This is a genomic window from Variovorax sp. AB1(2024) (assembly GCF_037482385.2).
In the GTDB taxonomy this organism is placed as follows: Bacteria; Pseudomonadota; Gammaproteobacteria; order Burkholderiales; family Burkholderiaceae_C; genus Variovorax.
This window is the reverse complement of the sequence record NZ_JBBHKP020000001.1, coordinates 2,579,470-2,604,208: the sequence shown is the minus strand read 5'-3', so window position 1 is coordinate 2,604,208 and position 24,739 is coordinate 2,579,470. Positions and strand designations below refer to the sequence as shown.

The window sequence follows — 24,739 nt, the reverse complement described above, 5'->3', positions numbered from 1 at the left end:
GCTCAGGTCGGTTGTTCGGGGTGCGATCGTGCCGACGGGGTACCTTGCTCCGCGAATGTCCCCCGGCCTTCGGCCTCCTCCTTTATTTCGCTGCGCAAGGCACCCCGCCGGCACGATCGTTCAGAGCCCTGGTTGGTTGGCTCGCACAAGCGCTGCGTCCATGTGCACAGGGCGCCGGGTACTCCCCGCAGCGAAATAAAGGAGGAGGCCGAAGGCCGGGGGACATTCGCGGAGGGGAGTACCCGGCGGCCTGTGCACGCACCCTGAACCAGAGCACCAAGAAAAAAACGCCCAAAAAACACGAAAGGACCCGACATGACCGAACCCACACCCCACTACGACCTGCTGATCCGCGGCGGCACAGTCATCGACGGCACCAAGGCGCCGCGCTTCGACGCCGACGTGGGCATCACGGCCGGCCGCATCGCCGCCATCGGCAACCTCGCAGGCCACACCGCGGAACAGATCATCGACGCCACCGGCCGCATCGTCGCACCCGGCTTCATCGACTCGCACACCCACGACGACCAGGCCGTGCTGTCCCAGGCGCAGATGCCGTTCAAGGTTTCGCAGGGCGTGACCACGGTGATCGCCGGCAACTGCGGCATCAGCGCCGCGCCGCTGCGCATCGACATGGACCTGCCGATGCCGCTGAGCCTGCTCGAGTCGCCCGCCGAAGGCCGCTTCACCAGCTTTGCCGCCTACCTCGACGCACTGCGCGCCACCCCCTCCTCGGTCAACGTCGCCGCGATGGTCGGCCACTCGACCCTGCGCGCCGTCGTCATGTCCGACCTCGACCGCCCCGCCAACGACAGCGAGATCGCCGCCATGCAGACCCTCGTCGAAGAAGCCATGCAGGCCGGCGCCATCGGCATGTCGACCGGCACCTTCTACCCGCCTGCGGTGAAGGCCACGACCGAGGAAATCATCGAAGTCGGCCGCCCGCTCAGCGCGCGCAAGGCGCTGTACGTGACCCACATGCGCGATGAGAGCGACCGCGTGATGGAGTCGCTCGAAGAAACCTTCCAGATCGGCCGTGCGCTGGACATCCCCGTGGTGGTGTCGCACCACAAGGTGCAGAACACGCAGAACTTCGGCAAGACCAAGGTCACGCTGCCCTTCATCAAGGAGGCCATGCAGCACCAGTGCATCGGGCTCGACTGCTACCCCTACACCGCCGGCTCCACCATGATCCGCACCGACCGCGGAATGATGGAAGGCCGCGTGCTCATCGCGTCCAGCGTGCCGCACCCCGAGTGCGCCGGCCGCGACCTGAAGGACATCGCCGCCGAATGGGGCGTGTCGGGGGAAGAGGCCGCGCAGCGGCTGCAACCCGGCAGCGCGATCTATTTCATGATGGACGAGGACGACGTGCAGCGCATCCTCGCGTTCGACGACACCATGATCGGCTCCGACGGCATTCCGCTGGGCGACAAGCCGCACCCGCGCCTGTGGGGCACCTTTCCGCGCGTGCTGGGCCACTACAGCCGCGACATCGGCCTGTTCCCGCTCGAAACGGCGGTGTGGAAGATGACCGGCCTCACCGCCCGCAACTTCGGCCTGCACGAACGCGGCACGCTCAAGCCGGGCCACCATGCCGACGTGGTGATCTTCAACGCCGCGACGGTGCGCGACACCGCGAACTACGAAACGCCGATGCAGCCAGCCGAAGGCATCGACGCGGTGATCGTGAACGGGACCGTGACCTGGCGCGACGGCGTGCACAGCGGTGCGCGCAATGGGCAGGTGATCACGCGGCGCGAGACGCAGGCGGCCTGATCCCCTTGAAGGACTCGTTCAGTCGGGGGCGTTCATCACGCGATCGAATTCCTCGTCCGCCGGCACGTTGTCGGCATCGAGTTCGCTCGCATCGGTGAGATCGATGCCGGTTTCATCCGACAGGTCGTCGGAGGCATCGCTCTCTATCTCCTCGAAGTCGTCGGCTGGCGTGTTGTCCTCATCGTCGTCTGAGGGCGAAGCGGAGCGCGCGGTGGCGTCGACGTTGTTCATGATCGGTTCCTAGGCTGATTGCTGACAGGCCCCCTATGGTGCGCCTGTTTCAGCCGTTCCGGTTCATCCGGCACGCAGCGTCGGTGTCGGAAATTTTCCCGCCGGGCGCGTCAGTCCTTGTGCACGTGGCCGTGTTCGCCGTGCCCGGGGTCGTTGTGGCCGTGATCGTGGCCATGCTCGCCGTGGGCCAGCCGGCTCACGCCGGTGACCAGCACGATGCCCGCGGCCAGCCACAGGATCTGCGCCGCCGTCTGGCGGGCCGGCAGGCGCTTCTGCAACTGCGGAATCAGGTCGGCCAGCGCCACGTAGACGAAGCTGCTGCCGGCCAGCACCAGGAAGTACGGCAGCCAGCCGTGCAACTGGTCGACCAGCCACCAGCCCACGATGCCGCCGAGCGTGGTCATGGTGCCGGCGAGCGACACCTTCACCAGCGCCGCGCGCTGGTTGGCCGAACTCTGGCGCAGCACCACGAGGTCGCCGATGTGGTGGGGAATCTCGTGCGCCAGCACGGCGATGGCTGCCACCAGGCCCAGGCGGATGTCTGCGGTGAAGGCCGAGGCGATCAGGATGCCGTCGCCGAAGCAGTGCACGCTGTCGCCGGTCAGCACGGCCCAGCCGCCTGTGCGCGGCGTGTTGTCGTGGCTGTGGGCATGGCCGTGAGAGTGCCCGTGATCGTGGCCATGGTCGTGCCCCGCATGCGCGTCGGCCCCGCCGCCGTGGTGGTGTTCATGGCCGTGGTGCCACAGCTCGGCCTTGTCGAGCAGGAAGAAGAAGACCAGCCCGAACAGCAGCACCGCGAACAGCAGCGCGGGCTCGATGCCGCTTTCGAAGGCTTCGGGCAGGAGATGCATGAAGGCGGTGGCAAGCAGCGCGCCCGCCGCGAGGCTCAGCAGGTGCTGCGGGTTGACGCCGCCCGAACCACTGCGCACGCCCACTTTCAGCAACAGGGCCGCGAGCCAGACGCTCCCGATACCGGCAACCAGGGTTGCCACGATGATGACTATCAAATTCATAGCTGCTTGCGCAAGAGGGGCGGCCACCGAGACGGTCTCGGGGCCGTTGCCCGATCATAAAAAAGAAAAAGGCCGTCACATCGGACGGCCTTCGGCGGGGGTGGCTACAGGGCGCCGTGTTCAGGCGACGCCATTGGCTTTGAACCAGGCCGTGGCGCGTTGCCAGCCGTCGTCCGCCGCGCTCTTGAGGTAGCTGGGGCGGTAGTCGGCATGGAACGCGTGGCCTGCTTCGGGGTACACGACGAAGCTCGAAGCCTTGGCCGCCGGAGTCCCATTGGCCAGAGCAGCTTTCATCTTATCAACCGTGTCAAGGGGGATCCCCTGATCTTTTCCGCCGTACAGGCCGAGCACCGGCGCCTGCAGGCTGGCGGCGATGTCGACGGGGTGCTTCGGGGTCAGTTCGCTGGCCTGGCCGACCAGCCGGCCGTACCACGCCACGCCCGCCTTGACCTTGCCGGTCGCGGCATAGAGCCAGGTGATGCGCCCGCCCCAGCAGAAGCCGGTGATGCCGGCCTTGCTGGTGTCGCCGCCGTGGGCCTTGGCATAGGCCAGCGCGCCGTCGAGGTCGGCCATGACCTGGGCGTCGGGCACCTTGGTGACGATGTCGGCCTGCAGCTTGGGGATGTCGGTGTAGCCGCGCGGATCGCCCTGGCGCGCGTAGAGCTCCGGCGCAATGGCCAGGTAGCCCAGCCTGGCGAAGCGGCGGCAGGTGTCGGCGATGTATTCGTGCACCCCGAAGATTTCCTGGATGACGAGGATCACCGGCAGGCCGGTCTTGCCCTCGGGCGCCGCCGCATAGGCTGGCACCTCGAAGCCGTTGACGGTGTACTTGATCGGGCCGGCCTTCAGGCCCTCGGACGATGTGGCGACGGCTGTCTGCGCGGCGACCGGCAGCACGGCCGCGGCATAGCCCACGCCGATGGCGGCCTTGAGCGCGGTGCGGCGCGTGGCGCCCTGCCCTGTGCTCTCGCCGGGGCGAAGCGAGTCGAAGTCGGAACGGCTGTCGTCAAGGGACATGGGGAGGCTCCAGTGGAATCGTCGAACAAGGGGGATGCGCGAAAAACGCACCGCCGCAATGTAGGCGGTATTCGGCCGGCGGCCTCCATGCCCGGAATTTCAGTGGGGTTGGTCGATGCCGTAGGCGCGGCGCGCCAGCGCGGCGGCAAGCACCTGCGCCGGATCGATCAGGTCGAGCCCGGCCACGGCAGCCGAGCCCTGCAGGCCCAGCGGCACTTCGGTGCAGCCCATGACGATGGTCACAGGTCCGTGGCGATCCGCCAGGCGCAGCGCAACTTCGGAAAAGCACTGCTCGGCCAGCGCCATGTTGCCGGCCTTCACGCCGTCGAAGATGCCGCGCGTGATGGTCCGGCGCTCTTCCGCCAGTGGGATGTGGCAGTGCAGCCCCACGTCGGCCAGCGCCTGCTCATAAAGGCGCACGCGGTAAGTGCCCTCGGTGGCCATCAGCGCCACGCCGCTCGCGCCCTGCGCCGACAGCTGCCGCGCGGTCTCGCGCGCCATGTGCAGCAGCTCGACCTGCGGAAAGCGCTCCTGCAGGCTGGCATGCCAGGCGTGCGCGGTGTTGCAGGCGATGGCCACGGCCCGGCTGCCCAGCGCGGCCAGCCGGCCCAGCGCCTGCAGCATCGGCTCCAGCGGCTGGTGCGCGCCCTGCTCGGTGGAGGCCAGCGCGTCGGTGCGGTCGGGCACCGGCACCTGCGCGAGCCAGTGTTCGGGAAAGGACTGGTCGCGCACCGGCTCGCCGCGCGCGCGCATCTGCTGCGCGCAGGCCTGCACGAAGAGCCGGACGAAATCGGCGCCCGCCGCGGGGCCCATGCCCCCAAGAATGCCGACAACGTTCGTCGAAACCATGATCTCTTTCTATTTCAGGAATGTCGCGGAACCGGCTCTGCCGGGCCGCTGGCATTGCCCCCGCCTGGGGGCGAACTCAAATGGCTGGCTTGTCGCTCAAGGCTTTCAGGTTTTCCTTCAGCTGCGGGCTCATCGGCAGGTTCAGCGGCAGGTTCTTCGGCGGAATCGGCTGCATGAACCATTTGTCGTAGAGCTTCTCGAATTCGCCGCTCTTCATCATGGCGGCGAAGGTGTCGTCGACCACTTTCTTGAACGCCGGGTCGTCCTTGGGCAGCATGCAGGCATAGGGCTCGACCTGCAGCGACTCGCCCACCACCTCGAAGTCCGAAGGCGTCTTCGCGTTGGAGATCAGGCCGAACAGCAGGACGTCGTCCATCGCGAAGGCCACGGCGCGGTCGCTCTCCAGCAGCAGGAACGAATCCGCGTGGTCCTTGCCCAGCACGATGTTCATGCCGAGGTTCTTCTCGATGTTGTACTTGCGCATGACCAGCACGTTGGTCGTGCCGGTGGTGCTGGCCACGGTCTTCTTTGCAAGGTCGGCGTAGTCCTTGATCTTCGAGGACTTCTTCACCAGCAGCCGCGTGCCCGTATAGAAATGATTGATGGCGAAGGCCACGTCCTTGCTGCGCGCGGTGTTGTTGGTGGTGGAGCCGCACTCCAGGTCGATGGTGCCGTTGGTGATCAGCGGAATGCGGTTCTGCGAGGTGACGGGCATCAGCGCCACTTGCAGGTTGGGCTTGTTCAGTTTCTTCTTCACCGCCTCGACCACGGCATTCGAAAGCTCGACGGAAAACCCGATCGGCTTGCCGGGGCCGTCGAGGTAGCTGAAAGGCACCGAAGACTCGCGGTAGGCGAGCGTGATCTTGCCGGACTCGGCGATCTTGGCGAGCGTGTCGGCGGCTTGCGCGCCGGTGCCGGCAAAGAGCACCGCCGCGGCCATGGAAGCCATCAGTGAAGAGGATTTCATTCGAGCTCCGTTCGGTTGGATTGAACAGAAGGGCAGTGTAGGAAGGACGGGCCCAGGCGAATAATTCCAATTGAAACCCGGGCCATGCCCAAAGGTTATGGGTGCAAGACGGGGTCTGCCGGGCATGCACTTTGGCTATGGGGCGGGGTGCTATTTGCATGGGCGGCGGGCGGCGCGCGGCTCTAAAGTCTGCGTTGCGCCTCTTTCTTTTTTCTTCATCACTCCCGGAAAGTTGTCCCAATGCATGTGTGTGTGCTCGGTGCCGGCATCGTGGGCCTGGCCACGGCCTGGCAGTTGGAACGCCAGGGCCACCAGGTCACGGTGATCGATCGCGCGACGCCGGGAGCCGGGGCCAGCGGCGGCAACGGCGCGCAGCTCAGCTATTCCTACGTGCAGCCGCTGGCCGACCCGTCGATCTGGAAGCAGCTGCCCAAGCTGCTGCTCTCTCCCACTTCGCCGCTCAAGCTGCGGCCGCAGCTCGATCCGCTGCAGTGGCGCTGGGGCATGGCGTTCCTGGCCGCCTGCAACGCGCAAACCTCGCAGCGCACCACGGCGCAGCTGCTGGCGCTGGCGGCCGAAAGCCGCGCGGGCTTCGAGGCGATGCGGGCCGACATCTCGCCCGACTGCGATTTCTCGGCCACCGGCAAGCTGGTGCTGTATGCGAGTGCGGCATCGCTGGCAGGCGCGCGTGCGCAGCTGGAGCTGCAGCGCGCCATGGGCAGCGAACAGCGGCTGGTGACGCCCGACGAGTGCGTCGCCATCGAACCCGCCCTGGCAGGCTATCGGGCGCGCATGGCTGGCGCTGTCTACACGCCGAGCGAGTGCGCCGCAGACTGCCTCAAGGTATGCGCCGAGCTGATGCGCGCCTTGAGCGCACGCGGCGTGCGCTTCATGCTCGGCACCGACGTGCACGGCTTCGCGCGCAACGGCGAGCGCATCGCCGCCGTGCGCACCGGCAATGGCGACGTGGAGGCCGAAGCCTTCGTGATGGCGCTGGGCACCGCCTCGCACAGGCTGGGCCGCCTGCTCGGTGCCTACCTGCCGGTGTATCCGCTCAAGGGCTACAGCATCACGGTCGATGTCGACCCCGCACCCGGCGCGGCGCCGCGCGTGAACGTGACGGACAGCGCACGCAAGGTGGTGTTCGCGCGCATCGGCTCGCGCCTGCGCGTGGCGGGCATGGCCGAGCTGGTGGGGCATGACGCGCGCATTCCGGCCACGCGCATCGAGACGCTGGAGGCCGCGACACGCGCCCTCTTCCCGCACGCGAGCCGCTTCGAAGCATTGCACCCCTGGACCGGCATGCGCCCCGCCACGCCGACGGGCCTGCCGATCATCGGCCGGCTGGATAGCGCGCCGTCGAACATGCTGTTCAATACCGGCCACGGCGCGCTGGGGTTCACGCTGGCCTTCGGTTCCGCGCAGCGGATCGCGCGGGCGCTGGCGGATTGACCGGCACGAACGGAACAGCGCGCTAGACGGCGTCCTGCAGCGCCTGCTGCATGCAGCGCGTGATGCCGCGCACCACCACCGAATCGGGCCGCCCCGCGAAGCGCAGGGCTCTGATCGGCACCGGGATGTGCGGCTCCAGCGTGAGCACGTCGACCTTCTCGCGGTCGGCCGAGCGCGCGGTGCAGCCGTCGATCAGCGCAATGCCGATGCCGTGATGCGCCATGGCCAGCGCCGCGTGGTAGGTCTGCACCGTCACCACCGCCTGCTGGAAGCCCACGCCGGCCTGCCGGCAGGCCTGGCTCAGGCTGGTGCCGACGGGGTCGCGGCTGTCCAGGCCGATCACCGGCCGGTCGACCAGGTCGTGCAGCGCCACCGAGCCGTTGCGCAGCAGCGCGCGCGGCAGCATGCCCTTGGGCGCGATGCACACCATGCGGCTGTCGGCCAGCGACTCCTGCGTGAGCGAAGGATGCACCGCCGGGCTGAACGCAAAGCCCACGTCGGCCTCCTGCAGCAGCAGCGCCGACATGATCTGCGGCGAGTGCAGCGACTCGACCGTGATCGCATAGCCCGGGTACTGCTCGCGAAAGGCCTTGAGCGCGCGCGGCAGGATCTCGTAGCTCAGCGCCAGCACGCTCAGGATGCGCAGCTCGCCCGAGTCGCCGGCCGTGCGCAGGTTGGCGGCAAGCCGCTGCACCTCGTCGAGCTGCGCGAACAGCCGCTCGATGTGCGGATACAGCGTGAGCGCCTCGGTGGTCGGCGTCAGCCGCCCCTTGGCGCGCTGGAACAGCGGAAAGCCCAGCTGCAGTTCCGCATGCTGCAAGGTGCGGCTGACCGCCGGCTGCGTGATGTTGATGAGCCGCGCCGCCGCGCTCACGCTGCCGGTGAGCATGATCGCGTTGAAGACTTCGATGTGGCGCAGGCGCATCGCGGGCGGCGGTCGGGTCGTCAGTTGCCGTTAGCTGTTTTGCTGCGGGCGATGTCCATCACCATGCGCGTGCCCAAGTACAGGCGCGGCTCGATGGAGTCGACCAGCACGTACTCTGCATCGGCCGAGTGCGCGCCGAAGCCCTGCAGGCCGAAGCGCTCGATGACGGGCGCCTTGGTCTTCAGCGCCGCGAAGGCCGCGTCGGTGCCGCCGCCGGCGGCCTTGTCGTCCGCGCCCAGCGGCAGGCCGAGCTCGTCCTTGTAGATCTGCTGCGCATGGCGGGCCATGGCGCGCGAGGCGTCCGTGGCTTCCAGCGGCGGACGGCGGCGTTCGAAATTCAGCTGGACCTTGGCTTCGGGAATCAGCTGCTTCTTCACGCGCTCGTTCACCTGCTGCTCGATGCGGTCGTAGTCGCTGACCTTGAGCACGCGCACGTCGGCGCCGGCGGTGGCGCTGGCCGGAATCACGTTGCGGTTGCTGCCCGACTTCGAGATGGTCCAGTTCATCTTGAGGCCCGTGGCCGGGTCGGACAGGTCGCGCATCTGCAGGATCTGGTGCGACAGCTCGTAAAGCGCGTTCACGCCCAGCTCGGGCGCGGAGCCCGCGTGCGAGGCCTTGCCCGTGACATGCAGCGTGACCGAGGCAATGCCGGCCGTCGCAAGCGAGAGCTTGTCTTCCTTGACGTAGGCGCCCTCGAAGGACATGACCGCGTCGTGCTCCGCGCCCATGCGCGTGATGAGCGCACGGGCGCCCGGCGAGCTGATTTCCTCGTCGCCGTTGATCAGCACGGTGAGCGTGCCGTATTCCTTGAACTTCATCGCCTGCAGCATCGACACGATGTGCGTGATGACGGCAATGCCCTGCTTGTCGTCGGCGATGCCCAGGCCGTAGGCCTTGTCGCCCTCGACGCGGAACGGCTGCTTGTTGAGCATGCCGATGGTGTAGACCGTGTCCATGTGCGCGATCAGCAGGATCTTCTTCTTGCCGGTGCCCTTGAAGGTGGCGCGCACCACGCGGCCCATCTTCTCGGGCGTGTCTTCCATGCGGTAGGCCTCGGCGCTGGGGTCGATCAGTTCGACCTCGCCGCCCAGCGCCTTGAACCTGTCGGCGATGAGGTTCGAGATTTTCTCGAGCCCTTCGAGGTCGCGGCTGCCCGACTCGATGGAGACCAGGTCTTTCAGCGTCTCGAGCAGCGCCGGCTTTTCCTTGGCGGCGAGCGCAGCGATGCGGGCGTCCGGCGCGGCGAAGGCGGTGCCGAGCGTGGCGGCGCAGACGGCAAAGACGGCGGTGTGCAGGAACTTGCGATGCGGGAATTTCATTGGGGAGGTTTTTTCTTTCGTCTCGTGTTCGAGCGTGGTTTTCAATGCGCCTTGTCCCAGTTGGGGCCGACGCCGATCTCGGCGAGCAGCGGCACCTTCAGCGCGGCAACGCCGGCCATGATGCGCGGGATTTCCGTGCGCACCCATTCGACCTCTGCCTCGGGCACTTCGAACACCAGTTCGTCGTGCACCTGCATGATCATCTTCGTGCCGCGCTTCTCTTCGTCAAGCACGTTCTGTACCTTCACCATGCTGAGCTTGATGAGGTCGGCCGCCGTGCCCTGCATCGGCGCGTTGATGGCCGCGCGCTCGGCGCCGCCGCGGCGCGGGCCGTTGGGCGAGTTGATCTCGGGCAGGTACAGGCGCCGGCCGAACACGGTCTCCACGTAGCCCTGCTCCTTGGCCAGCGCCTTGGTCTCGTCCATGTAGGCCTTCACGCCCGGGTAGCGCGCGAAGTAGCGTTCGATGTAGGACGCCGCGGCCTTGGTCTCGATGCCGAGGTTCCTGGCCAGCCCGAAGCTGCTCATGCCGTAGATCAGCCCGAAGTTGATGACCTTGGCATAGCGGCGCTGCTCGCTCGACACCTCGCCCGGCGTGGAGCCGAACACCTCGGCCGCCGTGGCGCGGTGCACGTCGATGCCTTCGGTGAACGCGCGCAGCAGCGACTCGTCGCCGCTGATGTGGGCCATGATGCGCAGCTCGATCTGCGAGTAGTCGGCGCTGGCGATCACGCTGCCGGCGGGCGCCACGAAAGCCTCGCGCACGCGGCGGCCTTCGGGCGTGCGGATCGGGATATTCTGCAGGTTGGGGTCGTTGCTGCTCAGGCGCCCGGTGACGGCCACGGCCTGCGCATAGTGCGTGTGCACGCGGCCGGTGCGCGGATTGGCGAGCTGTCCCAGCTTGTCGGTGTAGGTGCCCTTGAGCTTCGACAGGCCTCGGTGCTCGAGGATCTTGGCGGGCAGCGGGTAGTCCTCGGCCAGTTTCTCGAGCACTTCCTCGTCGGTGCTGGGCGCGCCGCTCGGCGTCTTCTTGATCACGGGCAGGCCCAGCTTGGTGAAGAAGATCTCGCCGATCTGCTTGGGCGAGCCGAGGTTGAAAGGCTGCCCGGCGATGTCGTAGGCCTCCTGCTCGAGCGCCATGATGCGCGTGCCGAGTTCGTGGCTCTGCGAGGCCAGCGTGGGCGCGTCGATCAGCACGCCGTTGCGCTCGATGCGGTAGAGCGCCTCGCTCGAATCCATTTCGAGCTGGTAGATGAAGCGCAGCTTTTCGTCGCGCTCCAGCTGGGGCCAGAGGGTGTTGTGGACGTCGAGCGTCTGGTCACTGTCCTCGCACGAGTATTCGGCAGCCTTGGCGATGTCGACCTGGCTGAACGGGATCTGGTGCGCACCCTTGCCGCACAGGTCTTCGTACGAGATGCCGCTGCGGCCCAGGTGGCGCTCGGCCAGGCTCGACAGGCCGTGCGGCTTGTGCACTTCGAGCACGTAGCTCTGCAGCATGGTGTCGTGCGCATAGCCCTGCACCTCGATGCCATGGTTGGCGAACACGTGGCGGTCGTACTTGATGTGCTGGCCGAGCTTCTTCTTGTCGCCGTTCTCCAGCCAGGGCTTGAGCCTGGCGAGCACTTCGTCGATGGGCAGCTGCTGGGGCGCGTCGGGATAGTTGTGCGCGAGCGGAATGTAGGCCGCCTCGCCGGGCGTGACGCTGAAGCTCACGCCGACGATCTGCGCGACCATCTCGTCGAGCGAGGTGGTCTCGGTGTCGATGGCGGCCAGCTCCGATGCCTCCAGCCTGGCAAGCCACGCATCGAACTGCTCCCAGGTCATGACGGTGTCGTACTTGAGATTGCTCGCGGGAGCCGCCGCCTCCAGCGCCGACATGTCGGCGGGCTCGTCGAACAGGCCGCCCTGGTCCTTGCCGGCCTTGGCGCCGGCTTTCTTCTTCTTGATGCTTTCCTCGATCAGCTCGGGCGGCACTTCCTGCGCCTCGAGCGTCTTCACAAGGCTCTTGAAGCCGAACTTCTCGTAGAAGGGCTTGAGCTCGGCCGTCTGCGGCGCGCCGACCGGCAGGCTTTCGAGCGACGGCAGCCCGGCGACGTGGCCGTCGAGGTCGCAGTCGGTGCGGATCGTGACCAGGCGCTTGCTCAGCGGCAGCTTGTCGAGCGCGCCGCGGAGGTTTTCGCCGGCGGCGCCCTTCACTTCAGCGGCGCGTTCGACCAGCGCGTCGAGCGAGCCGTATTCCAGCAGCCACTTGGCCGCCGTCTTGGGACCGACCTTGGGCACGCCGGGCACGTTGTCGACGGAGTCGCCCACCAGCGTCTGGTAGTCGACCATCAAGTGCGGCGGCACGCCGAACTCGGCCGTCACGCCGGCCACGTCGCGCTTCTTGCCGTTCATGGTGTCGATGATGGTGATGTGCTCGTCGACCAGCTGGCTCAGGTCCTTGTCGCCGCTGGAGACGATCACCTCGATGCCCTGCGCGGCGGCGATCTTGGCGAGCGTGCCGATCACGTCGTCGGCCTCCACGTCGGGCACGCTGAGCACGGGCCAGCCGAGCAGCCTGACCACCTCGTGGATGGGGTCGATCTGGCTGCGCAAGTCGTCGGGCATGGGCGAGCGGTTGGCCTTGTATTCGGGGTACCAGTCGTCGCGGAAAGTCTTGCCGGGCGCGTCGAAGATGCAGGCCGCGTAGTCGGCGCGGACCTCGCGGCGCAGCGCGGTCATCATGTTGATCATTCCCCGGATGGCGCCGGTGGCCGGGCTCTTCGGGTCGCCGGGCACGGCCCGAAGGTCGGGCATGGCATGGAAGGCACGGTAGAGGTAGCTCGAGCCATCCACGAGCAGCAGCGTTTTCTTGTCGGTCATCGGGTCATTTTGCCGTGCCCGCACTGGCCTGCGGAACCACACCGGAACGAGGTGCAAACCGACACCCCCGTGCAGGCGCACGCCTACAATCAGTGCATGCCTAGCTCCACACTCCTGGTCGCCCGCCGCATCCTGCTGGCGCTGGCTTTCGCAACCCCGTTTGCCGCCACCGTGCACGCGCAGCAGCCTGCGCCCGCGCCGGCTGCCGCACCGCCGGGCGATCCGCTACAAAATCAGGAGCAGGCCGCCGAAGGCCGACGCAACCAGAAGGTGGAGAACCTGCACACCGAGGACAGCGCCGCCACCGTCGACGAAGTCCGCTACGGCGGCCGCACGCAGAGCATCAACGTCAAGCCCAAGTCGAACATGCCCGGCTACGAAGTGCTCCCGGCCGACGCGGCCACCGGTCGCCAGGGCTCCACGGAAACGGGCGCCAATGGCCCCCGCGTCTGGAACGTGATGAAGTTCTGATGACCGTGCGCCTCTCCGTTTCCGCAGCAGCAAGCGCAACGCGGCGCTGAGCCCCGTCATGGCAGTTTTTACCGAAGTCGATTTCGGCGAGGCAGACGCGCTCGTCCGACGCCTGGGCCTGGGCCCGCTGCGCGAGCTGTGCGGCATCGAGGGCGGCATCGAGAACACCAACTACTTCGCGACCACCGAGTCCGGCGAGTTCGTGCTCACGCTGTTCGAGCGGCTGAGCGCCGAGCAGCTCCCCTACTACCTCTGCCTGATGAAGCACCTGGCGAGCGCCGGCCTGCCGGTGCCCGCGCCCGTGGCCGAGCCGCCAGCGCCCGAGAAGGCCGCCAGGAAGGGGCCGTCCCCCGCCGCAGGCACCGCTGAAGCCGCATGCGACCTGCTGCACACCGTCGCAGGAAAGCCGGCCGCGGTGGTCCAGAAGCTTTCCGGCCGCAGCGAGCTGGCGCCCGGCCCCGCCCACTGCGCCGAACTCGGCGCGATGCTCGCGCGCATGCACCTCGCGGGCCGCGACTACCCCCGCATCCAGCCCAACCTGCGCGGCCTTCCCTGGTGGAACGAGACCGTGCCGGTGGTGCTGCCGTATATCGAGGAATCGCAGGCGACGCTGCTGCGCGCCGAGCTGGCCTACCAGAACCACGTCGCCGAATCGTCGGCCTATGCGGCGCTGCCGCGCGGGCCTGTGCATGCCGACATGTTCCGGGACAACGTCATGTTCGCAACCGGCGACAACGACGATCGCGCCCCGCCCCGCCTGACCGGCGTGTTCGACTTCTATTTCGCCGGCACCGACACCTGGCTGTTCGACCTGGCCGTGTGCCTGAACGACTGGGCCATCGACCTGCCGAGCGGCCGGCACGACGCCGAGCGTTCCGAGGCCCTGCTGTCCGCCTACGAAACCGTGCGCCCGCTGAACGCGGCCGAGCGCGCGCTGCTGCCCGCGATGCTGCGCGCCGCCGCGCTGCGCTTCTGGATCTCCCGCCTCTGGGACTTCCACCTGCCGCGCGAGGCGAGCATGCTCAAGCCCCACGACCCCGCGCATTTCGAGCGCGTGCTGCGCGACCGCGCCACCCACCCGCATGCCATGGCCCAGGCGCTCGCGCCGCTCATGGCAGCCTGACCCTCACCCATGAAACTCAACCTCGTGCCGGCGCGAACCGGCGCCGAATGGGTCCGCCTCGGACTCAAGACCTTCTGGCGGCAGCCGCTGGCCTTCATCTCGCTGTTCTTCCTGCTGATGGCGATCATGTCGACGGTGTCGATCCTGCCGGTGATCGGCAGCATCATCGCGCCGGCGCTGGTGCCGTTCATGACGCTGGGCCTGATGGTGGCCACGTCGGTGGCATACACCGACAACGCCGAGGGCGCCGGCCGCGCGGGCGATGCACGGCGCCCCACGGGTTCGGCAATGCTCGTGGCGGTGTTTTCCGCCATGCGCGCCGAGTGGCGCGCGCTGCTGGTGCTGGGCGTCATTTCAGCCATCTACTTCGTGCTGGCCGTGCTGTTGACCGCGCTGGTCGACGGCGGGCAGCTCGCAAAGGCCTATCTGCTCGACGATCCGCTGACGCCCGAGATCATTGCCAGCAGCGACTTCCAGCTCTCGCGCATGCTGCTGATGTGCCTGAACCTGCCGCTGTCGCTGGCCATGTGGCACGCGCCGGCGCTGATTCACTGGCACCGCGTGGAGCCGGTGAAGAGCATTTTCTTCAGCATCGTCGCGCTGTTCCGCAACTTCGGCGCCTATGCGCTGTTCGGCATCGCGTGGTTCGGCGTGTTCCTGATTGCCGGCATCGGCATGGGGCTGGTGGCAACGGTGCTGGTCGGCGTGGGCGCGCTGGGCGCCGGCGGCGCCGCGCTGGCGGTGGGCAACATCCTGATCATCGGCACGGCGCTGGTGCTTGCGGCGATGTCGCTGAGCTCGACCTGGTTCACCTTCCGCGACACCTTCGATCCCAACTGAAATCAGTCGCCCGCGGCCTGCTCCCTCGCCTTGCGCAGGCTCGCGAACAGCGACCACGCCATGCCGGCCAGCAGCAGCAGGCCGGCACCCAGAGCCCCCCACAGCCACCATTTGCGCAACGACGCCTGAATGGGAGCGGTTTGCGCCTGGACAGCCGGCGCCACGGCGGCGGCAGCGCTCATCAGGGGCAGCGCGACCGAGGCACCGTCGGCGGCAACGGGCTTGTCAGCCGCATAGCCGGGAATGAGCGTGGACAGCGCCAGCGGCGCACCGGGCTCCGCGCCTTCCACGGTGCCCGCGGCTTCCGGCGCCGAGCGCCATGCCAGCGAGAACGGCGCCGCTCCCTGAGCCAGGAACACCAGCGTGCGCGGCACCGCGCCCACGGAAATGGTCGGCGGCGTGGCGCCCAGCACGCTCATGGGGCCGGAGGTACGCAGCCGCAACCGCGCGTGCACGGCTCCGTCGAGCGCCAGCACCGGGGAACGCGCTTCGCCGCCGGCCTGCGCGAGCCGGTACACCACGGTGTCGACCAGCGGGGTTTCGTCCGCCAGGGCCGAGCGTTGCACCGGCTGGCGCTGCCGATGCCGCAGCGCGTAAAGCGGATTGAGCGGCACCGGTCGCGGCTGTACGGCCGATGACGTGGGCGCGGGATCGGACAGCCCGGAAATCGCGACCTGCGCCAAGGTGTTGATGTCGGCGAGGTCGATGCGCAGGCTCTGCAGCGGCAGGCCGCGCGGCGGCAGGTAGTCGCAGTAGTCGGCGGCGCAGCGTTCGGGCTTCAGCGAAGCAGACCATTCGAGCGGCGCGGCCGGTTCGATCTCCTGCACGCTGTCGATGCCCACGCCGGTCAGCGCCACGCCGTGCTGCGGATCGCTCCAGCGCAAGCGCAGGAAGCGCGTGCGCAAATTGCCCAGGTCGACCGCGAGGCGCTCGATGGTCTGGCCGCCATGGGACAGCCGCACGAGTTGCTCCTCACCGCCCACCGAGCGCCAGCGGCGCAGGTCGTCGCTGGCCTCCAGATGGAAAGCGAACAGGCCGCGCGCGTCGGGCGCGATCTCGAAGCGCGCCTGCAGCAGGCTGCCCTTGACCCGGCTCAGGTCGATGAGCCATTGGGCCGCGTCGGCCACCTTGCGGCTGGCGGCCTTGCCTTCAAGCGCCAGGGAGCCGTCGGGGCGCACCGTGAAGGCGAGCGCCGCATCGCCGGATGCCGCGCTGGCATCGACACCGGGCAACGCGAAGATCGGCACGTTCCGCGAGGCGATTCGCGGTGTCGCGGCTTCGCTGCGCAGCCATGCGTAGGGCACCGCATGGCCGGCGCCGTTGCGCACCCGCAGGTCGCGCAAGTCGGCATAGGCGGCGCGGCCATGGATGGAGAGCGGCAGCGTGAGACGGTGGTAAGGCCCGGGGCCTTGCAGTGTGATGGGCGCGGTGGTCGCCGGCTGTGCGACGGCGCTCCCAGCCGTCACGGCCAGGAGCGCGGTGACCGCGCGGAGCGCCCGCATGGAACAAAGATCTCGGCTCATGCAACCCCGCCTTCCGTCGGCGACTTCTCCGACGCATCCTGTGCCTCTTCCCGCTTCGGCGGCACGGGCGCGAAATACCCCACCAGCAGGAGCAAGGCTCCCACCGCGATGAACGACACGATGCGGAACAAACCGCCTCGGTCCGCCAGTTCGACGAAGAACAGCTTCAGCACCACCACGCCGAGCAGCGCCGCGCCAGCCACCCACAGGGTGCGCACCCGGCGCGAATGGCCGAGCACCATCGCGACCACGCCGCAGACGGCCCAGGTGATGGACAGCGCCGCCTGCGTGAGCCATGAGGCATAGAGCGCATCGAAGCGCCATTCGACGCCCGCGTAGTGGTGACAGGTGCGCAGCACCATGCCGGTGAGCAGCGCAAGCCCGGTGAAACCGGCCGCGCCCTTCGCGACCATCGGCTGCACGCGTGCGAACGACGCCGTCGGCAGCGCACGCCACCACAGCACCAGCGCGAACAGCATGAGCCATTGCGCGAGTTCGAGCGGGTTCAGCAGCGGCACATAGGGCAGCGGCGCCGCATCGCCGGGGCTGACGGCGTTCGTCACCCACACCCAGGCGAGCAGGTATGCGGCCACCGGCGTCGCGGCCAGCTCCAGGTAGGCGCCGCGGTATTCGGCCAGCGGCCAGCGTTGCAGCAGCGCGCGCGAGCGCATCGCCCACAGCACCAGCGCCGGCACGATCGCCCAGCCCAGCAGTTGCCAGCTCGACCACTCGGCGCCGACGCGGCCGAGCTGCCATTGGCATTCGCGCGCGGCCAGCAGCAGGAAGAGCCAGAAGCCGGCGACATGGAAAGGCGTCAGCACCCAGGCCTCGAACCACTGCTTCTGCGCGCGCAGCAAGCGCAGATGCCAGGCGAGCGCAAGGGGCCAGGCGATCCAGCCCAGCGTGCTCGACGGCACGTAGAACAGCGTCGGCCCGCCCACGATGCAAAAGGCCGCGATCAGGCCGAAGCCCGGCAAGGTGGCGATGGTCGCCCTGCCCAACTGCTGCCAATCGCGGCGATGCGCGACCAGCGCCGCCAGCGCGGAGGTGACGAGCGCCACGGCCGTCGCAGCCGCCGGCACGTAGACCGACAACCCGTGGCGATCCAGCACGCGAACGCTTTCGTCCAGCATGCCGAACAGCCACCAGCCGAGGCCCCAGACCACCGGCGTCCAAAGCACCACAGGGATGGCGCACCACGCATTGGCCCAGCGCTGCCGCGCCGAGCCGGCAGGCTCGCTCGCGCGAGGCCGCGCTTCGTCGCGCAGCCAGTCGCCTGCCAGCAGTGCGGCCAGGCCGAGCACCACGGGCGTCCAGAAACGCAGGCTGGCGAAGGCCGGTGCGCCGGCTGCATCGAGCCCGGCCGACTGGGTCGCGCCGAATGCGAGAGCGCTGATCACCTGCAGCACCCCGGCCAGCGCGGCGAGCGGGAAATGCGCCATGCGCAGCGCAACCCACAGCACCGCCGTGGCGGTGAGCGGCCACAGCAGCGCGGCCTGCGCGAGGCTCAGCTGGAACAGCATCGCCAGATGCAGCAGGCTCACGCCGGCCAGCACGCCGACCACATTGCCCGTCGACCACACCGGCTGCACGCCGCGCGCCAACGCGGCGCGATGCGCCTGCAGCATCGACCACGCGGCGCTGCCGAGCACGCTGAGCGCGATGACAGTGGCCGCCACGGCACCCTGCCATCCGCTTTCGAGCACGCGCCCGTCGACGACTTCGCCGGTGCGGTGCAGCGTCGCGATGAATCCCGCAACCGCCAGCGCCTGCATGCCGAAGCTCACCCGCGCGAGCGGCGACAACGCGAAGCGGATCGCCACCGCAAAGGTGACCGAGGCGAGCACCGCCGTTGCAGCGGCCGCCCACGGCGGCGTCCACCACTGCCACAGCAGCAGCGTGAGCGCGGCCATGCCGAGCCACGGCAGGGCGCCGCCGGCCACGGCTTCCACGCCCTTGCCCTCGTCGAGCCGGACGCGGCGGTGGATGGCCCACATCGCGAACGCGCTCACGGCCACGAGCACCGGGCCGATCAGCGAACCGTCGAGCAAGGGGTGCCCCGGTGCTGCGTCGAGCCGGGTGGCCTCCAACAGCTTCAGCACGGCGCCGGCGAACACCACGAACGAGAAGGCCCGCGCATACACCCGCTGCTGCCGTGCGCCCAGCCAGTACATGCCAGCGGCTTCCACCGCCCAGGCCGCGCCGGTCCACTGCCCTTCAAGGCCCAGCGGAATCGCGAGGGTGCCGAAGATCACGCCGACGATGGCGTAGGCCTCCGCGAGCAGAGCCAGCCCCTTGGGCTGCGTGGCAAACACCAGCCGGCCCAGCACGAGATAGAAGGCCGCGAGCGCCATCGCCGAGAACGCGGCGCCGTATTCCCACGGACGCATCAGCAGGACCTGCATGCCGAACGCGACCATCGGCGTACCGAACACCAGCGAGCTGTCGACACGGCCCGCGCGGCGCAGGGTGTCGAGCGCGCGGGTGGCCAGCGGCTGGGCGGGCTGCACCGGGGCGTCGAACAGCGTGCGGCGCGCGAACAGCAGGCCGATGGCGGTGAACAGCAGGAAGAAGACGATCAGGAAGGGCTGCACCGTCGCGTACTGGTCGTCGGTGTAGTACTTGTGCGCCCAGCCGGCCGCCAGCGTGAAAGTGCCGACGAAGCCGATCAGGTTGAGCACGCGCCAGGCCCGGAACCACGCGATCAGCACGATGCCGACATCGAGCACCAGCAGGTAGGTGAAGAGCCCCACCGGCTGGTTGGACCCGGTGGACGCCAGCACCGGCGCGGCGAAGCCCTCGAGCGCCGCGACGATCGCCAGCACCGGCGCGTTCTGCAGCACCGCCAGCGCCGCGCTCAGCACCGCCACGCCGAAAAGGAATGCGAAGCCGACGCTGGCCGGCAGCAGCCCGCTGAGCTTCATGGCCGCGAGCGTCGTGAGATAGAAGACACCGATACCCGCGCCCTGCAGGATCAGCGCATAGCCCGCGCGCTTGTTGCGCAGCAGCCAGCCCAGCACCAGCAGGCCGGCGCCGACCAGCGCCACCGCCGCGTAGCGCAATTCGATCGGCACGGTCACGCGTTCGGCCGTGTAGCGCAGCAGGAAAGCCAGGCCAAGGAACAGGATCAGCACGCCGAGCTTGACGAGCATGTTGCCGCCGAAGATCAGGTTGGCGATGGGCGCGGGGAGACGATCGCGCAGCGGGACCGGAGGTGGCGGCGGCGGGCGGCGCACGGGTGCGGCTACCGGGGGCTTGGGAGTCGGAGCTTCAGGAGCGGCGGGCTGGGGTGCGACCTCCGGCCCAGGCACCTGCACGACGGCGACTTGCGGCCGTTGCACCTCCAGCGGCTGGGCGGGCGGCAACGGAACTTCGGCCAGCGCGACTTCGGGCACCGCAGGCAGCTCGGAGGCTTGCACCGCACTGTCGCCCGCGCCCTGCGTCAGCCGCCGCTCGAGCGTGGCGACCCGCTGTTCGAGTTCCATCACGCGCCGCTGAAGCTTCACCATGCCACCGTCGGCGGCCACAGGGTCCGCGGGAGCCTGGCCCGGGATGCGTTCAGCTTCGGTGCGATGCGGCGGGACCTTCTTCTTGCCGAGCAACCGCGGCAACAGGAACGCACCAGCCACCGCGAGCACCAACGCCACGGGCACCGATTCGAACAGCGCCCCTATGAACAGGCCGGCAATGATGCCTATGAACCACATCCTGACTCCCCTTGTTTGGCGAGTGCGGAGTTTACGGCGGTTCAGCAGGCGGGGCCGCACGGCGCCGCGAGCAGCCTGGGTTGTTAGCTATAGCTTTAGTAGCAAGCTCAGATTGGCGTGAGCTTGGCCACCGACAAGGCCAGCCACTTGACGCCGTGCCGCGCGAACTTGACCTGCGCCCGCGCGTCGTCGCCGGTGCCTTCGAGGGCCGTCACCGTGCCTTCGCCGAACTTGTTGTGGAACACCTGCATGCCCGAGCGCAGTCCGTGCGAAGGCGCCGTCTTCTGCGGCGGCACCGGCGGGCTGGCGAAGGTGTCCTTGTCGCGGCTGCCGCCGTAGCTGTTGGCGCCGTAGCCGCCACCGCCGCCTCCCCCGCCACGCGTGCTGCCGTAGCCGCCGCCGTATCCGAAGGCCGAAGTGCCGCCGCCGAAACCCTGGTTCTTGGGCGTGAGCCACTTGAGCGCGCCCTCGGGCAGCTCCTCGAAGAACCGGCTCTTGACGTTGTAGCGGGTCTGGCCGTGCAGCATGCGGGTCTGCGAATGGCTCAGGTACAGGCGCTTGCGGGCACGGGTGATCGCCACGTACATCAGGCGGCGCTCTTCCTCGAGGCTCTCGAAGTCGCTCATCGAGTTCTCGTGCGGGAACAGGCCCTCTTCCATGCCGGTGATGAACACGCAGTCGAACTCCAGGCCCTTGGCGGCGTGCACGGTCATCAGCTGCACCGCGTCCTGCCCGGCCTGCGCCTGGTTGTCGCCCGACTCCAGCGCTGCATGCGTGAGGAACGCGGCCAGCGGGCTCAGCGTTTCGCCGGTCTCCGCGTCGGGCGCGAGCGGCTCGTCGATCACCGGGCGCGCCAGGTCGATGCCCTGGCTCGCGGGCGACTGGCGCAGTTCGTCGACCGGCAGCGCCACCGCGTCGCGGCCGAAGCCCTCCTGCGTGACGAAGCTCTCGGCCGCGTTCACCAGTTCCTCCAGGTTCTCGATGCGGTCGGCGCCTTCGCGGTCGGCCTTGTAGTGCTCGACGAGGCCGCTGTGGTCGAGCACCAGCTCGATGATCTCGCGCAGGCTCACGCCCTGCGTCTGCTCGCGCAGCACGTCGATCTTGGCGACGAAGCCGGTGAGGTTGGCGCCCGCCTTGCCGCCGACCACGCTCACCGCGTCGTGCAGCGAACGGCCGGCCGCGCGGGCCGCGTCCTGCAGGGTTTCGAGCGTGCGCGCACCGATGCCGCGCGGCGGGAAGTTCACGACGCGCAGGAAGCTGGTGTCGTCGTCCTTGTTCTCGAGCAGCCGCAGGTAGGCCAGCGCATGCTTGATTTCCGCGCGCTCGAAGAAGCGCAGGCCGCCGTACACGCGGTACGGCACGGACGCATTGAAGAGCGCGGTTTCGATCACCCGGCTCTGCGCATTGCTGCGGTAGAGCACGGCCATCTCCTTGCGATCGAAGCCATCGCGCGCGAGCTGGCGCATTTCTTCCACCATCCACTGCGCCTCGGCCAGGTCGGTGGTCGACTCGTACACGCGCACCGGTTCGCCGGGGCCCTGGTCGGTGCGCAGGTTCTTGCCCAGGCGCTTCTTGTTGTGGCTGATGAGCTCGTTGGCCGAATCGAGGATGTTGCTGTAGCTGCGGTAGTTCTGCTCCAGCTTGATCTGGTGGCGCACGTCGAATTCGCGCACGAAGTCGGTCATGTTGCCCACGCGCGCGCCGCGGAACGCATAGATGCTCTGGTCGTCGTCGCCCACGGCAATCACGCTGTTGTCGCGCCCGGGCTCGAACTGGCCGCCGACGGTGTTGCCGGAGAGCATCTTGATCCACGCGTACTGCAGGCGGTTGGTGTCCTGGAACTCGTCGATCAGGATGTGGCGGAAGCGCCGCTGGTAGTGCTCCCGCACCGGGTCGTTGTCGCGCAGCAGTTCGTAGCTGCGCAGCATGAGCTCGCCGAAGTCGACCACGCCTTCGCGCTGGCACTGCTCTTCATACAGCTGGTAGAGCTCGACCTTCTTGCGGTCGTCGTCGCTGCGCACCTCGACGTCGCCGGGGCGCAGGCCGTCTTCCTTGGCGCCGGCAATGAACCACTGGGTCTGCTTGGCGGGGAAGCGCTCGTCGTCGACGTTGAACTGCTTCATCAGCCGCTTGATGGCCGAAAGCTGGTCTTGCGTGTCGAGGATCTGGAAGGTGGACGGCAGGTTGGCCAGCTTCCAGTGCGCGCGCAGCAGGCGGTTGCACAGGCCGTGGAAGGTGCCGATCCACATGCCGCGCACGTTGACGGGCAGGATGGCCGTCAGCCGCGTCATCATTTCCTTGGCGGCCTTGTTGGTGAAGGTCACGGCGAGGATGCCGCCGGCCGACACCTGCCCGGTCTGGAGCAGCCATGCGATGCGCGTGGTCAGCACGCGGGTCTTGCCGGAACCGGCGCCCGCGAGGATCAGCGCGTTGCCTGCGGGCAACGTGACCGCGGCCAGTTGCTCCGCGTTCAGGTTCTTGAGCAGCGGCAGGTCCGAAGGATTCGGGGAGTGGGCGTCAGCCGCAGGATCATTAAACAACATCCTCCGATTGTAGAAACCACTGCGTATGCCGGTTATACGAAGAGGCGGAAGACCCGGCTTCGCAAGACCGCGTAAAATCAATCACCGGGCCCAAGTTTCTTGCGCCCGGTTTTTTGTGGGCGTTTTCTTTGCTGAACGCACTGCGAAAACCGGCCGGACCAAGCGCTCTTTCGTTCCCTTCAACGATTCCTTTCTGGAGCCTGGCCATGCAAATCTTCGACTACGACAACATTCTTCTGCTCCCGCGCAAGTGCCGCGTGGAGAGCCGCTCCGAATGCGACGCCAGCGTGAAGCTGGGCGAGCGCAGCTTCCGCCTGCCGGTGGTGCCCGCCAACATGAAGACGGTGGTCGACGAGTCGATCTGCCTGTGGCTGGCGCAGAACGGCTACTTCTACGTGATGCACCGCTTCGACCTCGACAACCTCAAGTTCGTCAAGGACATGCAGGGCAAGGGCGTGTTCGCCTCAATCTCGCTCGGCGTGAAAAAGCCCGACTACGACACCGTCGACCAGCTCGTGGCCGAGGGCCTGACGCCCGAATACATCACCATCGACATCGCGCATGGCCATGCCGACAGCGTGAAGAACATGATCGGCTACCTGAAGCAGAAGCTGCCGAAGGCCTTCGTGATTGCCGGCAACGTCGGCACGCCCGAAGCGGTGATCGACCTCGAGAACTGGGGCGCGGACGCAACCAAGGTCGGCATCGGCCCGGGCAAGGTCTGCATCACCAAGCTCAAGACCGGCTTCGGCACCGGCGGCTGGCAGCTGTCGGCGCTCAAGTGGTGCGCGCGCGTGGCGACCAAGCCGATCATTGCCGACGGCGGCATCCGCGACCACGGAGACATTGCCAAGAGCGTGCGCTTCGGCGCCTCGATGGTGATGATCGGCTCGCTGTTCGCGGGCCACGAAGAATCGCCGGGCAAGACGGTCGAGGTCGATGGCGCGCTGTTCAAGGAGTACTACGGCTCCGCCAGCGACTTCAACAAGGGCGAATACAAGCACGTGGAAGGCAAGCGCATCCTCGAGCCGATCAAGGGCAAGCTGGCCGACACGCTGGTCGAGATGGAGCAGGACGTGCAGAGCTCGATAAGCTATGCGGGCGGCCGCACGCTGATGGACATCCGCAAGGTCAACTACGTCACGCTGGGCGGCGACAACGCGGGCGAACACCTGCTGATGTAAGCGCCCTGCCCTGCGCTGCCGCCGCGCCGTTCAGGCTTCGAGCAAGTGCACCGCGTGTCGGTGCAATGCGTGGGCCGGGTCCGCAAGCGCATCGACCACGCCGAAGTGGTTGAGGCCCGGCAGCACCTCGCACACCGGCACGGTGTTGCGGCCCCACGCCTCGCGGATCATCGCGTTGTGGCGGATGAACTCCTCGCTCTCATCGCCGCCGGCCACTGCGTAGAGCTGGCCGCGCTTCGGCGCGGGCCACAGCGCCGGGCTGGCGCGCAGGGCGTCGGCATCGGTCAGCTTCAGCGTGTTCATCAGGAAAGGCGTGTGCTGCAGCGGACGCAGGTCGTAGAGGCCGGAAATCGACAGCGCGTTGCGCACCAGTTGGGCGGGCAGATCGGGCGCGACCGCTTTCCAGTCGCATGACAGCAAAGCCGCCGCCATGTGGCCGCCGGCCGAGTGCCCCGCCACCGTGATGCGCGAGGGGTCGCCGCCATGGGCCGCGACATGGCGCCACGTCCATTCGAGCGCGCGCACCATCTGCATCAGGATGCCGGGCACGGTCACGGGCTGCTCGGGCGTGCCGGGGCACAGCGCGTAGTTGGGCTGGACCACGCATATGCCGCGGTCGTTGAACGCCGGGGCGATGAAAGAGTGGTCCTTCTTGTCCATGGCGCGCCAGTAGCCACCGTGGATGAAGACCAGCACGGGCGCGTCGGGCACGGGTGCCGGGAAGACGTCGAGCGTTTCGTTCGTGCCGCTGCCGTAGGGAATGTCGATCCGGGCGGGCAAGGTGTCGCGCGCGGCGGCGGAGTCGCGCGCCCAGCGCTGGAAGTACGCGGGGTGGTCTTTCACCCGCGCAAGATTGTTGTACATGCCTTCCAGCCAGGCGGGTTCGTACGAGGCCATGCGGTTCTTTTCTCAGTGCTTCGAAAGGCGCGAATCTT

At 68.1% G+C, this 24,739-nt stretch carries 18 protein-coding genes; 6 read left to right on the top strand and 12 right to left on the bottom strand.

The window, feature by feature from the left end:
• Positions 1–315 precede the first annotated feature (315 nt).
• On the top strand, positions 316–1,779 hold the full coding sequence (locus WIX39_RS12160; RefSeq protein WP_106935210.1) for an N-acyl-D-amino-acid deacylase family protein: 1,464 nt from the start codon (positions 316–318) through the stop codon (positions 1,777–1,779).
• 18 nt (positions 1,780–1,797) lie between these two features.
• Here the strand turns inward: WIX39_RS12160 and WIX39_RS12155 are convergent, their stop codons facing one another.
• From WIX39_RS12155 to WIX39_RS12135, 5 genes are all read right to left on the bottom strand, one after another.
• The gene (locus WIX39_RS12155) at positions 1,798–2,010 is read right to left on the bottom strand and encodes a hypothetical protein (RefSeq protein ID WP_081266868.1); all 213 of its coding nucleotides are present in this window, start codon (positions 2,008–2,010) and stop codon (positions 1,798–1,800) included.
• Between the two features lie 110 nt (positions 2,011–2,120).
• Positions 2,121–3,023, bottom strand: a complete 903-nt coding sequence (locus tag WIX39_RS12150) for a ZIP family metal transporter (protein WP_106935211.1) — start codon at positions 3,021–3,023, stop codon at positions 2,121–2,123.
• A 120-nt stretch (positions 3,024–3,143) separates the two neighbouring features.
• On the bottom strand, positions 3,144–4,040 hold the full coding sequence (locus WIX39_RS12145) for a dienelactone hydrolase family protein (protein ID WP_081266870.1): 897 nt from the start codon (positions 4,038–4,040) through the stop codon (positions 3,144–3,146).
• A gap of 99 nt (positions 4,041–4,139) precedes the next feature.
• Entirely contained in the window at positions 4,140–4,889 is a 750-nt protein-coding gene (locus WIX39_RS12140; protein ID WP_106935212.1) for an aspartate/glutamate racemase family protein, read from the bottom strand.
• A gap of 76 nt (positions 4,890–4,965) precedes the next feature.
• Entirely contained in the window at positions 4,966–5,856 is an 891-nt protein-coding gene (locus WIX39_RS12135) for a transporter substrate-binding domain-containing protein (RefSeq protein WP_106935213.1), read from the bottom strand.
• 240 nt (positions 5,857–6,096) lie between these two features.
• Between WIX39_RS12135 and WIX39_RS12130 the strand changes: the two genes are divergently transcribed.
• Positions 6,097–7,308 (top strand): D-amino acid dehydrogenase, encoded by a 1,212-nt coding sequence (locus WIX39_RS12130; protein ID WP_106935214.1) that lies wholly within the window; start codon positions 6,097–6,099, stop codon positions 7,306–7,308.
• A gap of 22 nt (positions 7,309–7,330) precedes the next feature.
• Here the strand turns inward: WIX39_RS12130 and WIX39_RS12125 are convergent, their stop codons facing one another.
• Genes WIX39_RS12125 through polA form a run of 3 tightly spaced genes read right to left on the bottom strand, consistent with a single transcriptional unit; the run spans position 7,331 to position 12,413 of the window.
• Positions 7,331–8,233: a LysR family transcriptional regulator gene (locus WIX39_RS12125; protein WP_081266874.1), complete on the bottom strand. Its 903-nt coding sequence runs from the start codon at positions 8,231–8,233 to the stop codon at positions 7,331–7,333.
• Positions 8,234–8,253: 20 nt separating this feature from the next.
• The gene (locus WIX39_RS12120) at positions 8,254–9,552 is read right to left on the bottom strand and encodes a M20/M25/M40 family metallo-hydrolase (RefSeq protein ID WP_205366972.1); all 1,299 of its coding nucleotides are present in this window, start codon (positions 9,550–9,552) and stop codon (positions 8,254–8,256) included.
• Positions 9,553–9,593: 41 nt separating this feature from the next.
• On the bottom strand, positions 9,594–12,413 hold the full coding sequence (gene polA, locus WIX39_RS12115; RefSeq protein ID WP_081266876.1) for a DNA polymerase I: 2,820 nt from the start codon (positions 12,411–12,413) through the stop codon (positions 9,594–9,596).
• Positions 12,414–12,509: 96 nt separating this feature from the next.
• Between polA and WIX39_RS12110 the strand changes: the two genes are divergently transcribed.
• From WIX39_RS12110 to WIX39_RS12100, 3 genes are read left to right on the top strand one after another with little or no spacing between them, the layout of a single operon-like run.
• Positions 12,510–12,884: a hypothetical protein gene (locus tag WIX39_RS12110; RefSeq protein WP_106937515.1), complete on the top strand. Its 375-nt coding sequence runs from the start codon at positions 12,510–12,512 to the stop codon at positions 12,882–12,884.
• 58 nt (positions 12,885–12,942) lie between these two features.
• Positions 12,943–14,007: a homoserine kinase gene (locus WIX39_RS12105; RefSeq protein WP_409195072.1), complete on the top strand. Its 1,065-nt coding sequence runs from the start codon at positions 12,943–12,945 to the stop codon at positions 14,005–14,007.
• 9 nt (positions 14,008–14,016) lie between these two features.
• Positions 14,017–14,847 carry a BPSS1780 family membrane protein gene (locus WIX39_RS12100; RefSeq protein WP_106935217.1) on the top strand — a complete coding sequence of 277 codons (831 nt, stop codon included), beginning with the start codon at positions 14,017–14,019 and terminating at the stop codon, positions 14,845–14,847.
• 2 nt (positions 14,848–14,849) lie between these two features.
• Here the strand turns inward: WIX39_RS12100 and WIX39_RS12095 are convergent, their stop codons facing one another.
• From WIX39_RS12095 to WIX39_RS12085, 3 genes are all read right to left on the bottom strand, one after another.
• Positions 14,850–16,349 carry a DUF3999 domain-containing protein gene (locus tag WIX39_RS12095; protein WP_106935218.1) on the bottom strand — a complete coding sequence of 500 codons (1,500 nt, stop codon included), beginning with the start codon at positions 16,347–16,349 and terminating at the stop codon, positions 14,850–14,852.
• Between the two features lie 17 nt (positions 16,350–16,366).
• Positions 16,367–20,077, bottom strand: a complete 3,711-nt coding sequence (locus WIX39_RS12090) for a DUF2339 domain-containing protein (protein WP_106935219.1) — start codon at positions 20,075–20,077, stop codon at positions 16,367–16,369.
• 107 nt (positions 20,078–20,184) lie between these two features.
• Complete coding sequence (locus tag WIX39_RS12085) at positions 20,185–22,620, bottom strand: UvrD-helicase domain-containing protein (RefSeq protein WP_106935220.1); 2,436 nt, start codon at positions 22,618–22,620, stop codon at positions 20,185–20,187.
• A 206-nt stretch (positions 22,621–22,826) separates the two neighbouring features.
• On the opposite strand from WIX39_RS12085, the gene WIX39_RS12080 reads away from it, so the two are divergent.
• Positions 22,827–23,804, top strand: a complete 978-nt coding sequence (locus WIX39_RS12080) for a GMP reductase (RefSeq protein WP_081266881.1) — start codon at positions 22,827–22,829, stop codon at positions 23,802–23,804.
• 30 nt (positions 23,805–23,834) lie between these two features.
• Here WIX39_RS12080 and WIX39_RS12075 read toward each other — a convergent pair whose 3' ends face one another.
• Positions 23,835–24,701 (bottom strand): alpha/beta hydrolase, encoded by an 867-nt coding sequence (locus WIX39_RS12075; protein ID WP_106935221.1) that lies wholly within the window; start codon positions 24,699–24,701, stop codon positions 23,835–23,837.
• Between the last annotated feature and the right edge of the window lie 38 nt (positions 24,702–24,739).

Excerpts from the sequence above, each read along its gene's own strand:
- WIX39_RS12160 (WP_106935210.1), top strand. The coding sequence starts at position 316 with ATGACCGAACCCACACCCCACTACGACCTGCTGATCCGCGGCGGCACA.
- WIX39_RS12155 (WP_081266868.1), bottom strand. The coding sequence starts at position 2,010 with ATGAACAACGTCGACGCCACCGCGCGCTCCGCTTCGCCCTCAGACGAC.
- WIX39_RS12150 (WP_106935211.1), bottom strand. The coding sequence starts at position 3,023 with ATGAATTTGATAGTCATCATCGTGGCAACCCTGGTTGCCGGTATCGGG.
- WIX39_RS12145 (WP_081266870.1), bottom strand. The coding sequence starts at position 4,040 with ATGTCCCTTGACGACAGCCGTTCCGACTTCGACTCGCTTCGCCCCGGC.
- WIX39_RS12140 (WP_106935212.1), bottom strand. The coding sequence starts at position 4,889 with ATGGTTTCGACGAACGTTGTCGGCATTCTTGGGGGCATGGGCCCCGCG.
- WIX39_RS12135 (WP_106935213.1), bottom strand. The coding sequence starts at position 5,856 with ATGAAATCCTCTTCACTGATGGCTTCCATGGCCGCGGCGGTGCTCTTT.
- WIX39_RS12130 (WP_106935214.1), top strand. The coding sequence starts at position 6,097 with ATGCATGTGTGTGTGCTCGGTGCCGGCATCGTGGGCCTGGCCACGGCC.
- WIX39_RS12125 (WP_081266874.1), bottom strand. The coding sequence starts at position 8,233 with ATGCGCCTGCGCCACATCGAAGTCTTCAACGCGATCATGCTCACCGGC.
- WIX39_RS12120 (WP_205366972.1), bottom strand. The coding sequence starts at position 9,552 with ATGAAATTCCCGCATCGCAAGTTCCTGCACACCGCCGTCTTTGCCGTC.
- polA (WP_081266876.1), bottom strand. The coding sequence starts at position 12,413 with ATGACCGACAAGAAAACGCTGCTGCTCGTGGATGGCTCGAGCTACCTC.
- WIX39_RS12110 (WP_106937515.1), top strand. The coding sequence starts at position 12,510 with ATGCCTAGCTCCACACTCCTGGTCGCCCGCCGCATCCTGCTGGCGCTG.
- WIX39_RS12105 (WP_409195072.1), top strand. The coding sequence starts at position 12,943 with ATGGCAGTTTTTACCGAAGTCGATTTCGGCGAGGCAGACGCGCTCGTC.
- WIX39_RS12100 (WP_106935217.1), top strand. The coding sequence starts at position 14,017 with ATGAAACTCAACCTCGTGCCGGCGCGAACCGGCGCCGAATGGGTCCGC.
- WIX39_RS12095 (WP_106935218.1), bottom strand. The coding sequence starts at position 16,349 with ATGCGGGCGCTCCGCGCGGTCACCGCGCTCCTGGCCGTGACGGCTGGG.
- WIX39_RS12090 (WP_106935219.1), bottom strand. The coding sequence starts at position 20,077 with ATGTGGTTCATAGGCATCATTGCCGGCCTGTTCATAGGGGCGCTGTTC.
- WIX39_RS12085 (WP_106935220.1), bottom strand. The coding sequence starts at position 22,620 with ATGTTGTTTAATGATCCTGCGGCTGACGCCCACTCCCCGAATCCTTCG.
- WIX39_RS12080 (WP_081266881.1), top strand. The coding sequence starts at position 22,827 with ATGCAAATCTTCGACTACGACAACATTCTTCTGCTCCCGCGCAAGTGC.
- WIX39_RS12075 (WP_106935221.1), bottom strand. The coding sequence starts at position 24,701 with ATGGCCTCGTACGAACCCGCCTGGCTGGAAGGCATGTACAACAATCTT.